This is a genomic window from Ottowia beijingensis (assembly GCF_042680925.1).
GTDB classification, from domain to species: domain Bacteria; phylum Pseudomonadota; class Gammaproteobacteria; order Burkholderiales; family Burkholderiaceae_C; genus Ottowia; species Ottowia beijingensis.
In genome coordinates this window covers 253,511-267,007 of record NZ_JBHUEP010000009.1, presented here as the reverse complement: position 1 = coordinate 267,007, position 13,497 = coordinate 253,511, and the positions used below count along the sequence as shown (strand labels likewise).

Genomic DNA, 13,497 nt, shown 5'->3' with positions numbered 1-13,497 from the left:
ATGACCACGGGCATCCTCATCGAAGGCCTGCGCAAGCGCTACGGCCAGGGCGACACGGCGGTGGACGCACTCAAGCACGTCGACATGCAGGTCGCGCCGGGCGAGGTGGTGGGCCTGATCGGCCCCTCCGGCTCGGGCAAGAGCACGCTGCTCAAGTGCCTGGGCGCCATCATCGACCCCAGCGCGGGCCGCATGACGCTGGGCGACGAGGTGATCTACGACGACGGCTGGAAAGTACGCGATCTGCGCGCCCTGCGGCGCGACAAGATCGGCTTCGTGTTCCAGGCGCCGTACCTCATCCCCTTTCTCGACGTCACCGACAACGTGGCCCTGCTGCCCATGCTGGCCGGCGTGCCCAACGCAGAAGCGCGCCAGCGTGCGCTGGAGCTGCTCACGGCGCTCGACGTGCAGCACCGCGCCAAGGCCATGCCGTCGCAGCTGTCGGGCGGCGAGCAGCAGCGCGTGGCCATCGCACGCGGTCTGGTCAACCGCCCGCCCGTCATCCTGGCCGACGAGCCGACGGCACCGCTCGATTCGGAGCGCGCGCTGGCCGTGATCCGCATCCTCAACGACATGGCGCGCCAGTTCCAGACCGCCGTGATCGTGGTCACACACGACGAGAAGATCATCCCCACCTTCAAGCGCATCTACCACATCCGCGACGGCGTGACGACCGAGGAGGTGGGCGAAGGCCGGGCCATCGGTTGACGCTGCCGCACGGGCAGAATGCGGCGCGTGAGCCCCCCGACGACCTCGCCCAGCCGCGCCGAACATGCCCTGGCCTGTCACCCCGCCATGCCCTGTGCGGCGGTGCGCAGCCTGCGCGCTGCCTGGCACTGGCGCACCCAGGGCGGCACCCCGCGACTGCACCTGCGCTACACGCTGCACGCCGATGTGCAGGCGCTGCGGCTGCCTGACAGACGACCGCCACGTTTTGCCGACGGCCTGTGGCGCCACACCTGCTTCGAGGCCTTCGTCGGCGCGCCCGGCGGCAGTGCGTACCACGAGTTCAACTTCGCACCCTCGGGCGAATGGGCGGCCTACGGCTTCAGCGCCGAGCGACAGCGCGATGCGGCGGCCGACCAACCCCTGGCGTCGCTCGCGCTGGCGCCCTTGGTGCTGCAAGATGGCTCGGTGCTGACGCTGGACGTGGGCCTGCCGCTGGCCGCGCTGCCCGCCGGTGCGCCCGATGCACCGTTGCCGCTGGGCCTGACGGCCGTCATCGAAGCACAGGACGGCCACCTGAGTTACTGGGCGCTGCACCACCCCGCCGCGCAGCCCGACTTCCACCATCGTGGCGGCTGGACGGCGCGCGTGCCGGCACCTCACGCTGCCTGAGTCTGCGCGCCGTCGTCCGGCTTGCGCGCCACGATGAAGGCGCGCACATCGCGGCCGCTGCCCGTGCCGTGGCGTTCGCTGGCCTGCACCTGCAGGCCGGCGCGCTGCATGGCGGCGCGCAGGCGCGGTTCGTCCAGGAACTGCAGGTACGGCGCCCGGCCCATGGCACGCAGCACGGGCATCAGCAGCCGCAGCCCGCCCACGGCGAACGGGTTCAGCTCGGCGATGCACGGCGTCTTGGAGATCAGCAGCCCGCCGGGCCGCAGCGCGCGCACGATGCCGGCCAGCGCGGTGTCCAGGTCGGCGGTCAGGTGCAGCAGGTTGAAGGCCAGCACGCGGTCGTAGCGCGCCTGCCCCAGTTCGGGTGCGTCGGCGTCGGCCAGTTCGAACACCAGTTGCGGCACCGGCTGCGCCGCCAGGCGCTCGCGCGCGATGGCCAGCATCTCGGGCGAAAAGTCGGTGGCCAGCAGGCGCCCCGTGTGCGGCGCCAGGCGCAGCGCGGTGCTGCCGGTGCCGCAGCCCAGCTCCAGCACCTCGTGCGTGGGCGCCAGCAGGCCGATGACGCGCGCCAGGCTCTTTTCGTAGCCCGCCGGGTCGCTCATGGTGTGGCCGGCATAGCGGCGGGCGATCCAGTTCCAGAAGCGGGCCCGGCGCGCCTGCGCGGCGGCCTGGGTGCCCGGGGGCGAAGTCGTGTTCATGTTGTCTTTCAGACCGCTTGGGCGGCGATGCACGCATCGTAGCCCGGCGCGCACGGCCTGACGCACAATCACGCCCAAGCCCCGAGCGGACCCGCGCCGCCAGCTATCAAAACACAAGTCATGCCCATGCAATTCGGCCTCGAACGTTTTCTGCAAGACCCTGCGCTGCGCGCCCCCCTGAAAGGCCGCCGCGTCGCGCTGCTGGCGCACCCGGCCTCGGTCACGCGCGATCTGACGCATTCGCTCGATGCACTGGCCGCCCTGCCCGATGTGCGGCTCACCGCCGCCTTCGGCCCGCAGCACGGCCTGCGCGGCGACAAGCAGGACAACATGATGGAGTCGCCCGACTTCACCGACCCGCGCCTCGGCATCCCCGTGTTCAGCTTGTACGGCGAGGTGCGCCGCCCCACCGACGCGATGCTGGCATCGTGGGACGTGGTGCTGGTCGACCTGCAGGACCTGGGTTGCCGCATATACACCTTCATCACCACGCTGCGCTACGTGCTGGAGGCCGCGGCGGCGCACGGCAAGGCCGTATGGGTGCTCGACCGCCCCAACCCCGCCGGCCGCCCGGTGGAAGGGCTGACGCTGCGCGACGGCTGGGAGAGCTTCGTCGGCGCCGGCCCTATGCCCATGCGCCATGGCATGACGATGGGTGAGCTGGGGCACTGGTTCATCGATTTGCTCAAGCTCGATGTCGAATACCGCGTCATCACCATGCAAGGCTGGCAGCCCGACGCCGCGCCCGGCTTCGGCTGGCCGACTGAACGGACGTGGGTCAATCCCAGCCCCAACGCCCCCAACTTGAGCATGGCGCGCGCCTATGCCGGCACCGTGATGCTGGAAGGCACCACTTTGAGCGAAGGCCGCGGCACCACGCGCCCGCTGGAGCTGTTCGGTGCGCCCGACATCGACACGCGCCGCCTGCTGGCCGACATGCGTGCGCTGGCCCCCGACTGGCTGCGCGGCTGCGTGCTGCGCGAATGCTGGTTCGAGCCGACCTTTCACAAGCACGTGCACCAGCTGTGCGCCGGCGTGCAGATCCACGTGGAAGACCCGACGCATTACGACCACGCCGCCTTCCAGCCCTGGCGGCTGCAGGCGCTGGCCTTCAAGGCGATCCGCCGCCAGCAGCCCGGCTACCCGCTGTGGCGCGACTTCCCCTACGAATACGCCTTCGGCAAGCTGCCCATCGACGTGATCAACGGCAGCCCGCTGCTGCGCGAATGGGTGGACGATGCGCAGGCCACCCCGGCCGATCTGGACGCGCTGGCCCAGGCCGACGAAGCGGCTTGGCGGCAGGCACGCCAGCCGTTTCTGCTTTATGAGTGAAATCGGCCTCCAGCGCCCATCCAGAAAGTGCCAGCTATCGTTTGTGAAGTAAAACGCATCCAGAGAAGGAAACCGCCATGAGCGCCGTCACGATCTACCACAACCCCCGGTGCAGCACCTCGCGCAACGCGCTGGCGCTGCTGCGCGAGCGCGGCATCGAGCCGCAGGTTGTCGAATACCTCAAGACCCCGCCCAGCCGCGATGAGCTGCAGCGCATCGCCGCCGCCACCGGCGAGCCGCTGCGCGCCCTGCTGCGCACCAAGCAGCCCGAATACCTGGAGCAGGGTCTGGACGATCCGCAGCTGTCCGACGACCAGCTGCTCGACGCCATGCTGACCACGCCGGTGCTCATCAACCGCCCGATCGTCGTCAGTGCGAAAGGCGCGCGCCTGGGTCGGCCGCTGGAGCGCGTGCTGGAGGTGCTGTGAGCACCTGGCCGCACCCCATGACCGCGCCCTGAAAACGCCACGCCGGCCGCCACGTCAGGCCGCCCCGCCCACCGCACGCACCGCCATGCCCCCTGCCCCGCCGCCCGCCGAGCCGCTGAACGCCCCGCGCTCGCGCGCCGACCTGTTCTGGTCGTTCACCTGGCTGGCGCTGCAGGGCTTTGGCGGCGTGCTGGCGGTGGTGCAGCGCGAGCTGGTCGAGAAAAAGCGCTGGCTCTCGCGCGAGCAGTTCATCGAGGACTGGGCCGTGGCGCAGATCATGCCCGGCCCCAACGTGGTCAACCTGTCGATGATGATCGGCGACCGCCACTTCGGCCTGAGCGGCGCGCTGGCGGCGCTGGCCGGCATGCTGGTGCTGCCGCTGGGCGTGGTGCTGGTGCTGGCGGCGCTGTTCGCCACCGTGGCCGACCATGAGCTGGCGCAGCGCGCGCTGCGCGGCATGGGCGCGGTGGCCGCGGGCCTGATCATCGCCACCGGCATCAAGCTGATCGCCGCGCTGCGCAGCAACGTGATGGGGCCGGCCGCCTGCGCGCTGCTGGCGCTGGCCAGCTTCGTCGCCATCGCGCTGCTGCGCTGGCCGCTGGGCGCGGTGCTGCTGGTCATCGGCGGCGCCGGCTGCGCCTGGGCCTGGCACCGGCTGGGCGCCACGCCGACGCCACCGGGGCCGCTGGCGCACGGCGCGCCCCACCCCGCCGCGCTGACCGATGCCGACTCGGGGCAGAAGCCATGACCATCACCCTCACCCCCGCCGACTGGCTGGCGCTGTTCACGCACTTCCTGTCGCTGTCGCTGCTGGCCGTGGGCGGTGCCATTGCCACGGCGCCCGACATGCACCGCTACCTGGTCGGCGCGCGCGGCTGGCTGAGCGACGGGCAGTTCAGCGCCTCCATCGCGCTGGCGCAGGCGGCGCCGGGGCCCAACGTGCTGTTCGTCGGCCTGGTGGGCTGGAACGTGGGGCTGAACGCCGGCGGCGGCCCGGCCGGCGGGCCACGCGCCTATGCGCTGGCGCTGGGGGGCGTGGCCGTGGCCATGCTGGGCATGCTGATCCCTTCGGGCATCCTGACCTACACCGCCACGCGCTGGCTGTACCGGCACCGCGGGCTGCGCGCGGTGCGCGCCTTCAAGGCCGGCATGGCGCCCATCGTGGTGGCGCTGCTGATCGCCACCGGCTGGCTGCTGACCGCCGCGCACGACCAGCCCGCGCGCGACGCGCCGCTGTGGCTGCTCACGGCCGCGGCCACCTTGATCGTGTGGCGCACCCGGCTGCACCTGCTGTGGCTGATCGGCGCCGGCGCGGTGCTGGGGATGCTGGGGCTGGTCTAGCGCCGCGCTGGCGGCCCGCGCATCGGCGGGCGGGCACGGGTCAGCGCAAGCATTAAGGGGGAGTATGCCTCTCCAGCGCCTGCCCATCGGGCGCTGGCGGCCTGCATGGCAGGGAGTATGTGCCTTCACTGTGCGGCGGCCACGCCGGCCGCTCACCCTTCCCTCAGAAGTCGAGCAACTGCGGCAGCACCTGCGCCGAGGTTCCGGCCAGCACCCGGTGGGCAATGTCGTCCAGCTCGCTCGGGTGCGGGTTGACGATGACCACGCGCGCACCGGCCGCCCGCGCCTGGTGCGCGAGGCCGGCGGCCGGGTACACCGCGCCGGCGGTGCCCACCACCAGCATCACGTCGCAGCGCTCGGCCGCCTGCTCGGCCGCGGCCAGCGCGTCCATCGGCAGCATCTCGCCGAACCACACCACCGCCGGGCGCAGCAGGTTGCCGCACTGCGCGCAGCGCGGCGGGTGGCCGGGCTCGGCCTGCGCCACGCCACAGCCGTCCTGCGGGCGGCGCGCCAGCGCGCAGGGGTCGAGCCACTGGTCGTCGAAGATGTTGCCGTGCAGCGCCAGCACCTCGGGGCTGCCGGCCTTCTGGTGCAGGCCGTCCACGTTCTGCGTCGCCAGCGTCAGCCGGCCGGGGTGCCGCTGCTGAAACGCCGCCACGGCGTGGTGGCCGGCGTTGGGCTGCACGTGAACCATGTTGGCGCGCCGCTCGGCGTACCAGTCCCACACGCGCTGCGGGTCGCGCCGGAAGGCGGCTTCGGTGGCCAGGTCTTCGGCGCGGAAGTTGGCCCACAGGCCGGTCTGCGCGTCGCGAAACGTGGGCACGCCCGATTCGGCGCTGACGCCGGCGCCCGTCAGCATGGCGATGTGGGCTGCGTCCTGCAGCCATTGGCGCACCTCGTCCTGCGCCGGGAAGAAAGCAGCGGTCATGGCGCGCGAGCTTACCAAGCCGGCGGCGTCAGACCGGCGCACGCAGGCACTGCTGGTAGCGCGTGTCGACACGGCCGGCGAACCATTCGGTGGTCAGGCGGCGCTGGATCTTGTCGCTCTGCAGGCGGATCTGCGGCATGGCCTCGGTGATGGCGTAGCCGGTGCGCTGGCGGTGCAGCGCGGCGATCTGGCGGTAGGTGGCGGTGTCGAACAGCGCGGCGCGCTTTTCCTGCCGCAGGTCGCGCAGCACGGCCTGCGGATCGGCCGCCACGCCGTGGCGCGCCAGCGCCGCCAGCACCGCCCGGTAGGTGGCCGAAGGGGCGGCGGCGCCCTCGGCATACGACAGCAAATCGCCGTCGGGCGCCAGCCGCTGGCCCGACAGCGCCGACACCATGCGCTGGAAACCCGCGTTGCGGCTGGCGTGGTGGCCGGCGTTGTAGTCGGCGAACAGGTGCCGCCAGTCGGCGTAGTGGAACTCGTACTTCAGCAGGTGCGCGATGCCGTAGAACAGGCCGCCGGCGCGGCTGTAGAGCCGGGCGCGGATGTCGGGCTCGGGGATGTCGTGCTCGCGCGCAAAGTCGCGTGCAAACGCCACCGACACCTGCATCGAACCCAGCGTGGAGATCAGCGTGTCGACATCCTTGCCGGCCAGCCGCAGCAGCGGGCCGGTGAGGTGCGCAGCCGTGAAGGCCTGGTACCAGTGCTCCAGGTCGCGCTCGGTGCGGATGGCGCGCAGGTTGTCGTGGAAGCTGCGCCCGTTGGCCGCCTGCTGCCGCAGGCGCACGTTGATCGCCGCCCACGCGGCCGGGTTCTGCGAGATCTGCTGCAGCTTGCCGAGCGTGATGTCGGCCAGGCCGGGCACCTCGGGGTCGGCCACAAAGCCGCTTTCCTGCGCCACCACGGCGATGGCTGCGCACACGTTCTGGCGCGTGGCGCGCAGGTCCAGCCCCGCGAAGGCGACGCGCATGTCGCGCGCCCAGCCGGCGTCGATGGTGCGGTGCGGCGTGGCGTGGCGCATCAGGCGGTGCATCTGTGCCACGCTCAGCTCGGGCGGTGGCGCTGCGGGCTGCGGCCCGCAGGCCGCCAGCGCCAGGGCCAGCAGCCCCGCGCCCGCTGCACGATGCAGCGCGCGCCAGCAAACCGGGGCGGAGCGAAACGGGGTCATGCAGAGCAACAGGGCTGTTCAGAAAGGGAGGCCCGCCTTCAACGTGCCAACCCGCCCTTCAGGCGACCGGCCGCCGCTTCAGCTGTGACAGGCTGCAACCTGCGGCAGCCTCACAAGCCGTTCTCGACCATTTGCAGCAAGCGCTCGCCCAGCGCACGACGCGCGGTGGCAGGGGTGCCGCGCAGCGGCCCGTCGATGATGAGCAGCGCCATGCCATGCACCGCCGACCAGGCCAGGTATTCGGCCTGCGGGCGCCGCTCGGCCGGCAGCACGCCGGTGGCGACCATGGCATCCAGCGCGGCGCCCAGCAGCTCGAACGGGTTCAGGCCCAGGGCGGCGGTGCGCGCCGGGTCGGGCGGCACCTGCACCTCGTGCTGGCCGAACACGAAGGCGGTGCGGAACAGCCCGGTTTCGGCCTGCGCAAACCCCAGGTAGCCGGTGCCCACCGCGCGCAGCAGCGCACGCGCCTGCGCCGCCGGCTCGCGCACGCGCAGCGCCTTGCGCCATTCGCGCTCGATGGCCTGCGCCAGCGCGCCCAGCGCGTGCGCGCGCACGGCGTCGAACAGCGCCTGGTGGTTGGCGAAATGCCGGTATGCGGCATTGGGCGCCACGCCCGCCTGGCGCGTGGCCTCGCGCAGCACCACGGCGGCGGGCCCGCCCTCGCGCGCCAGCGCAATGCCGGCGTCGAGCAGCGCACGGCGCAGGTCGCCGTGGCGGTAGGTCTCGCGCGGCGGCGCGGCATGGGGCGGGCGTTTGCGAATGGTCACAGGCGTGTCGTCGGGCCGAGCTTAAGGTGGAATCCCTGATGGGCACAGGGTTAAATGTGAACGCTATCCATTTTAGTGCAGAATAAAAGTGAACGGCGTACACAATGGCCGCTGGGTTTTCGGCAAGACAAGGAGACAGACATGAACCCCGAGCACTACATCGACGGCTTTCTGGCCGCCGTGCCCACCGCGCAGCGCGCGGCCTACCACCAGCACGCCGCCGAGGCCGCACGTGTCTTCAGAAAGCACGGCGCGCTGGAAATCATCGAAGCCTGGGCCGACGACGTGCCCGAGGGCAAGCTGACCTCGATGCCCATGGCGGTGAAGCTGAAACAGGACGAATCCGTGGTGTTCTCGTGGATCGTGTGGCCGTCGAAGACCGTGCGCCAGCGCGCCATGCAGGCCGTGATGAACGACCCCGACATGCCGCAGAACATGCCCTTCGACGGGCAACGGCTGATCTACGGCGGCTTCACGCCGTTGCTGATCGCGTGATGCTTCATTCGCCTGAACGGAGCCCACCATGACCGCACCCGCCCGCAACACCATCTGCCTGTGGTTCGACCGCGATGCCGAAGCAGCCGCGCGCTTCTACGCCGCCACCTTCCCCGATTCCGCCGTCGGCGCCATCCACCGCGCGCCGGGCGACTACCCCGATGGCCAGCAGGGAGACGTGCTGGTGGTCGAGTTCACCGTGCTCGGCCTGCCCTGCATGGGGCTCAACGGCGGGCCCGCCTTCAGGCACAGCGAGGCCTTCTCGTTCCAGGTCGCCACCACCACGCAGGAAGAAACCGACCGCTACTGGAACGCCATCGTCGGCCACGGCGGCCAGGAAAGCGCCTGCGGCTGGTGCAAGGACCGCTGGGGCATCTCGTGGCAGATCACGCCGGTGCAGCTCACCCGCGCCACCACCCACCCCGACCGCGCCGCCGCCAAGCGCGCCTTCGACGCCATGATGACCATGAAGAAGATCGACATCGCGGCCATCGAGGCGGCGGTGGCCGGACGATGACCAATCCCCCCTATCCCACCCGCAACGGAGCAAGACCATGCAATTCAACCCCTACCTCAACTTCGACGGCGACTGCGCCGAGGCCTTTGCGTTCTACAAGGACGTTTTCAACGGCACCGTGGTGCACCAGAGCACCTTCGGCGAGATGCCGCCCGACCCCGACATGCCGCCCTTGCCAGCCGAGGCAAAGCACCGCGTCATGCACGTGCACCTGCAGGTCGGCCAGCAGGCGCTGATGGGCTCCGACACCCTGCCCGGCGCGTGCAGCGGCGAACCCGGCGGCTACAGCAAGCCGCAGGGCCTGTGGGTGTCGATCGGGGTGGACAGCATGGCCGAAGGCCAGCGCGTGTTCGACGCGCTGGCGGTTGGCGGCCAGGTGACGATGCCCTTCGCCGCGACGTTCTGGTCGCCCGGCTTCGGCATGGTCACCGACCGCTTCGGCACGCCGTGGATGGTGAGCACGCCGCACGAGTGAGGACCGCAGCACCATGCCCATCATCACCATCGAAACCACCGTCCGCGCCCCTCTTGACCGCGTCTGGGCCGCCTGGAACGACCCGCACGCCATCGAGCAATGGAACGCCGCCACGCCCGAATGGCACACGCCGCGCGCCAGCGTGGATCTGCGCGAGGGCGGCCGGTTCTGCGCGCGCATGGAGGCGAAGGACGGCAGCGCCGGCTTCGACTTCGAGGGCACCTACACGCGCATCGCGCCGCAGCGCCTGATCGAGTACGTGATGAGCGACGGGCGCGCCGTGCGCGTCGAGTTCATCGACGGCGCCGATGGCGTCACGGTGCGCGAGCGCTTCGACGCCGAGGACGCGCACAGCGCCGGGCAGCAGCGCCAGGGCTAGCAGGCCATCCTGGACAACTTCGCGCGGCACGTCGAAGCGCGCGGCTGAGCGCTTTCCCTCAACCACCAAGGAGCATCCCCATGAAACCCAACCCCGTCGTCTGGTTCGAGATCTACGTGCAGGACATGGCCCGCGCGCAGGCGTTCTACGAGGCCGTGTTCCAGTGCCGGCTGGCGCCGCTGGGCGCGCCCGAAGGCGAAGCCAGCGACTACCAGATGCTGGCTTTTCCGGGTGAAATGACGACCATGGGCGCCGCCGGCACGCTGTGCAAGATGGAAGGCGCGCCCTCCGGGGGTGGCGGCACCCTCGTCTACTTCGGCTGCGACGACTGTGCCGTGGAGCAGGGCCGCGTCGCGGCCGCCGGCGGCCAGGTGTTCAAGCCCAAGTTCGCCATCGGCGAATACGGCTTCGCCGCCCTGGTGACCGACACCGAGGGCAACATGATCGGCCTGCATTCGATGGCCTGAATGGCCCCGCACCCCCGCGATCGCGGGGTGTTGCCCGGGGTGCCAGGCGCCCGGCCCATGTCGGCGGCCCGGTTTTTCGTGAAGCAGTTGCGTTTCGCCGGCGCTCGCACGCAGGGCAGCGGCGCAGGCTGGTGACAATGCGGCGGCTGCCCTGCCAGGGGCAGTATGTCCGCCCCTTGCCACGCCAAGCCCCGTCACCGTGCTGCCCCTGCTGCGTTCCCTGTCACTGCGCCAGCTGCTCACCCTGCCCTACGTGCTGGTGGTGCTGGCGGTGACGCTGGTGATCGGCGGCCTGTCGTACAACGCCGGCCGCCACGCGGTGGACGAACTCTCGGGCCAGCTGCTGCGCGAGACCACGGCGCGCATCGCGGCCGCCACCAAGACGCACATCGCCGGCGCCAAGGGTGTGCTGGAGGCGGCCTTCCCCGCCGGCGTGCAGCCGCCAGCCGACTGGGACGCCGACGACATCGCCGCCCTGCGCGAGCGCTTCTGGATCGCCACCAGCATCCACCGCAACCCGCACAACTACGCCTACTACGGCGACCAGCAGGGCCGCTTCTTCGGCTTGATGCGCCATGCCGACGACTCGGCCGAACTGCGCCTGCGCCCCAGCGGCCAGGGCGTGCGCGAACTTCACGCCTTCAACGGCATCCACGGCGCGCTGGGCCCGGCGCAGCCCGAAACGCGCGTATTCGAGCCGCGCGAGCGCCCTTGGTACCAGCTCGGCCTGCAGGCCGCCAGCAACACCTGGTCGCCGATCTACATCGACTTCCGCTCGCAGGAGCTGGTGACCACCTTCGTGCGCCGCGTGTCCGTGGGCGACGCGCCGGCCACCGGCGTGGTGGCCACCGACCTGCCGCTGCAGCGCATCAGCGAATTCCTGCAGCAGCTCGAGCTGACCCCGAACGCGCTGGCCATGGTGGTCGAGCCCGACGGGCAGATCATCGGCATGTCGGCCGGCGAGCCGGTGCAGCGCGACGCCAGCGGCCAGTACACCCGCGTGCACGCCGAGCGCGCCGGCAACGCCCTGGCGGCCGACGCCTTTCGTTCCGTGCGCGCCTTCATCGGCAAGGACAGCGAGCCGCGCACCGCCGCCTTCCGCAACGAACAGGGCCAGACCATCCAGGTCGGCTACACCCACCTGCGCGACGAGGCCGGCCTGAACTGGTGGGTGGTGGTGGCCGTGCCGCGCGCCGACTTCATGGGCGACATCGAGCGCAGCGCCTGGCGCTCGCTGGTGCTGTCGCTGCTGGCGGCGCTGGCGGCCATCGGCGTGGGCTGGGTGGTGCTGCGCGTGGTGGGGCGCATGCTGGGCCAGTTCATCGAATCGGCGCAGCTGGTGGGCGAAGGCCGGCCCTCGCCGCCGCTGCCGGTGAGCCGCCAGGACGAGCTGGGCGTGCTGGCGCGCAGCCTGTCGGACATGCAGGTCAAGCTGCAGACCGACACGCTCACCGGCCTGCTCAACCGCGACACCTTCATGCGCGGGCTGAAGGACCGCTTCCAGCGCCACGCCAGCGGCAGCCATCCGCAGCCCTTTGCCGTGCTGTTCATCGACATCAACCGCTTCAAGGCCATCAACGACACGCTGGGCCACGCGGTGGGCGATGCCGTGATCCGCGAGATGGCCGAGCGCCTGCGCACCCACGTGCGCATGCAGGACCGCGTGGGCCGCTACGCCGGCGACGAGTTCGTGGTGCTGCTCGACCAGATCCGCGACCCGGCCGACGCCGAGACGGTGCGCCACAACCTGGAGCAGCTGCTGCGCCAGCCGCTGCAGAGCGTGCTCCTGCTCGACCCGGCACTGGCCGCCATGGGCGCCACCGTGGGCGCGGGCGTGTGCCCCACCGACGCCACCGAGATCGGCGACCTGCTCACCTTCGCCGATGGCGACATGTACCGGCGCAAGCCGGGCGCGGCGGCGGGCGACTCCAGCGGCTGACGGCCGCCACGCTGATGACGTCAACCTATTTGACGTTTTCCAAAAGCATGTCGGCGCATGCCGCGCCAAGGAAAGCCCCCTCTCCCTCTGGGAGAGGGTTGGGGTGAGGGCCGGCAGCGTGTCATGCAGGACGGAATCGTCGATAAAGAGGAATCTGCGTCACCACGGCGGTAGCACATGCTCTGCCGCATGAACGCTCTTCAGAAGCGCATGGCCCAGAAAGCCGTTGAGCGCAACGACCGCCACAAACCCCAACCAAGTGGTGAACAAGTCTGGCATCACCAGCCCGGCCAACGCCCCCATGAACAGGCCAAGGGCCGAACCTGCCACGGAACACCCCAACCGATAGCTCCTGGGCACATCACGCAAACCCGGTGACCGCCAGGCCAGCGCCCATGCGACCAGGCAGCCCAAGGCAAACGACGACACCCACCAAGGCCAGGCAGGCATGCAGCGTCACACCCCGCGCAGCACGCCGCGCTGGCGCCGCGCCTCGTACAGGCACACGCCGCTGGCCACGCTGACGTTCAGGCTTTCCACCGCGCCCATCATGGGGATGCGCACCAGCGCGTCGCAGGTCTTGCGCGTCAGTTGGCGCATGCCCGGTCCCTCGGCACCCAGCACCAGGGCGGTGGCCATGGCCAGGTCGACGTCGTACAGCGTCTGCTCGGCGTCGTCCGACGCACCGACGACCCAGATGCCGCGCTCCTTCAGCTCGCCCAGCGTACGCGCCAGGTTGGTGACCATGAAGTAGGGCACCGTCTCGGCCGCGCCGCTGGCCACCTTGGCCACGGTGGCGTTGATGCCGGCGGCGTGGTCCTTGGGCGCGATCACGGCGTGCGCGCCGGCGCCGTCGGCCACGCGCAGGCAGGCGCCCAGGTTGTGCGGGTCGGTCACGCCGTCCAGCACCAGCAGCAGCGGCACGGCGCCCTGCTCCTGCAGGTCGTCCAGCAGTTCGTCCAGCGTGCGCACGCCTTCCAGCGCCTGCACGCGCGCCACCACGCCCTGGTGGCCGGCGCTGCCGCACAGCTTCATCAGGCGCTGCGCGTCGGCCTCTATCACGCGCGCGCCGGCCTCGGCGGCGCGGTTCAGAAACTGCTTCATGCGCGCGTCGCGCCGCGTGGGATCGACGTAGATCTCGACGATGGACGCGGGCGCCGTCTTCAGGCGCACGCCGACGGCGTGGAAGCCGAACAGGACTTTGGGGGCAGACATGGCGCGATTATCC

General features: G+C 71.0%; 17 protein-coding genes. 12 read left to right on the top strand and 5 right to left on the bottom strand.

Annotation, left to right across the window (positions count from 1 at the left end; translation table 11 throughout):
• Entirely contained in the window at positions 1-708 is a 708-nt protein-coding gene (locus ACFSCU_RS15250) for an ABC transporter ATP-binding protein (protein WP_180549423.1), read from the top strand.
• 27 nt (positions 709-735) lie between these two features.
• Positions 736-1,338, top strand: a complete 603-nt coding sequence (locus ACFSCU_RS15245; protein ID WP_377561082.1) for a DOMON-like domain-containing protein — start codon at positions 736-738, stop codon at positions 1,336-1,338.
• Here ACFSCU_RS15245 and ACFSCU_RS15240 read toward each other — a convergent pair.
• Positions 1,326-2,036 (bottom strand): class I SAM-dependent methyltransferase, encoded by a 711-nt coding sequence (locus tag ACFSCU_RS15240; RefSeq protein ID WP_333706109.1) that lies wholly within the window; start codon positions 2,034-2,036, stop codon positions 1,326-1,328. The genes ACFSCU_RS15245 and ACFSCU_RS15240 overlap by 13 nt on opposite strands.
• Positions 2,037-2,156: 120 nt before the next feature.
• Here ACFSCU_RS15240 and ACFSCU_RS15235 point away from each other — a divergent pair, with 120 nt between their 5' ends.
• The 4 genes from ACFSCU_RS15235 (at position 2,157) to ACFSCU_RS15220 (ending at position 5,137) form a co-directional block, all read left to right on the top strand.
• Positions 2,157-3,368: an exo-beta-N-acetylmuramidase NamZ family protein gene (locus ACFSCU_RS15235; protein WP_377561081.1), complete on the top strand. Its 1,212-nt coding sequence runs from the start codon at positions 2,157-2,159 to the stop codon at positions 3,366-3,368.
• Between the two features lie 77 nt (positions 3,369-3,445).
• A complete protein-coding gene (arsC, locus tag ACFSCU_RS15230) occupies positions 3,446-3,796 on the top strand; it encodes an arsenate reductase (glutaredoxin) (RefSeq protein ID WP_180549424.1) in 351 nt (116 codons plus the stop codon).
• 85 nt (positions 3,797-3,881) lie between these two features.
• Positions 3,882-4,544 (top strand): chromate transporter, encoded by a 663-nt coding sequence (locus tag ACFSCU_RS15225; RefSeq protein ID WP_377561080.1) that lies wholly within the window; start codon positions 3,882-3,884, stop codon positions 4,542-4,544.
• Positions 4,541-5,137 carry a chromate transporter gene (locus tag ACFSCU_RS15220; RefSeq protein WP_333706112.1) on the top strand — a complete coding sequence of 199 codons (597 nt, stop codon included), beginning with the start codon at positions 4,541-4,543 and terminating at the stop codon, positions 5,135-5,137. Before ACFSCU_RS15225 ends, ACFSCU_RS15220 begins: the two co-directional genes overlap by 4 nt.
• 163 nt (positions 5,138-5,300) lie before the next feature.
• On the opposite strand, the gene ACFSCU_RS15215 is transcribed toward ACFSCU_RS15220, so the two are convergent.
• From ACFSCU_RS15215 to ACFSCU_RS15205, 3 genes are all read right to left on the bottom strand, one after another.
• Positions 5,301-6,065 carry an SIR2 family NAD-dependent protein deacylase gene (locus ACFSCU_RS15215; protein ID WP_377561079.1) on the bottom strand — a complete coding sequence of 255 codons (765 nt, stop codon included), beginning with the start codon at positions 6,063-6,065 and terminating at the stop codon, positions 5,301-5,303.
• Positions 6,066-6,093: 28 nt separating this feature from the next.
• Positions 6,094-7,230, bottom strand: a complete 1,137-nt coding sequence (locus tag ACFSCU_RS15210) for a DUF1615 family protein (protein ID WP_180549425.1) — start codon at positions 7,228-7,230, stop codon at positions 6,094-6,096.
• 110 nt (positions 7,231-7,340) lie between these two features.
• Positions 7,341-7,997 (bottom strand): TetR/AcrR family transcriptional regulator, encoded by a 657-nt coding sequence (locus ACFSCU_RS15205; protein WP_377561078.1) that lies wholly within the window; start codon positions 7,995-7,997, stop codon positions 7,341-7,343.
• Positions 7,998-8,138: 141 nt separating this feature from the next.
• On the opposite strand from ACFSCU_RS15205, the gene ACFSCU_RS15200 reads away from it, so the two are divergent.
• The 6 genes from ACFSCU_RS15200 to ACFSCU_RS15175 all read left to right on the top strand — a co-directional run bounded on the left by ACFSCU_RS15200 (position 8,139) and on the right by ACFSCU_RS15175 (position 12,269).
• Positions 8,139-8,492: a DUF1428 domain-containing protein gene (locus ACFSCU_RS15200; RefSeq protein ID WP_180549426.1), complete on the top strand. Its 354-nt coding sequence runs from the start codon at positions 8,139-8,141 to the stop codon at positions 8,490-8,492.
• Positions 8,493-8,520: 28 nt separating this feature from the next.
• Positions 8,521-9,009, top strand: coding sequence for a VOC family protein (locus ACFSCU_RS15195; RefSeq protein WP_180549427.1), 489 nt, complete (start codon positions 8,521-8,523; stop codon positions 9,007-9,009).
• 37 nt (positions 9,010-9,046) lie between these two features.
• Positions 9,047-9,484, top strand: coding sequence for a VOC family protein (locus tag ACFSCU_RS15190; RefSeq protein ID WP_180549428.1), 438 nt, complete (start codon positions 9,047-9,049; stop codon positions 9,482-9,484).
• Positions 9,485-9,497: 13 nt separating this feature from the next.
• On the top strand, positions 9,498-9,863 hold the full coding sequence (locus tag ACFSCU_RS15185; protein WP_180549429.1) for an SRPBCC domain-containing protein: 366 nt from the start codon (positions 9,498-9,500) through the stop codon (positions 9,861-9,863).
• Between the two features lie 80 nt (positions 9,864-9,943).
• Entirely contained in the window at positions 9,944-10,330 is a 387-nt protein-coding gene (locus tag ACFSCU_RS15180) for a VOC family protein (RefSeq protein WP_377561077.1), read from the top strand.
• Between the two features lie 199 nt (positions 10,331-10,529).
• The gene (locus ACFSCU_RS15175; RefSeq protein WP_377561076.1) at positions 10,530-12,269 is read left to right on the top strand and encodes a GGDEF domain-containing protein; all 1,740 of its coding nucleotides are present in this window, start codon (positions 10,530-10,532) and stop codon (positions 12,267-12,269) included.
• Positions 12,270-12,725: 456 nt separating this feature from the next.
• Here the strand turns inward: ACFSCU_RS15175 and rlmB are convergent, their stop codons facing one another.
• Positions 12,726-13,484: a 23S rRNA (guanosine(2251)-2'-O)-methyltransferase RlmB gene (gene rlmB / locus ACFSCU_RS15170; RefSeq protein ID WP_180549433.1), complete on the bottom strand. Its 759-nt coding sequence runs from the start codon at positions 13,482-13,484 to the stop codon at positions 12,726-12,728.
• Positions 13,485-13,497 lie beyond the last annotated feature (13 nt).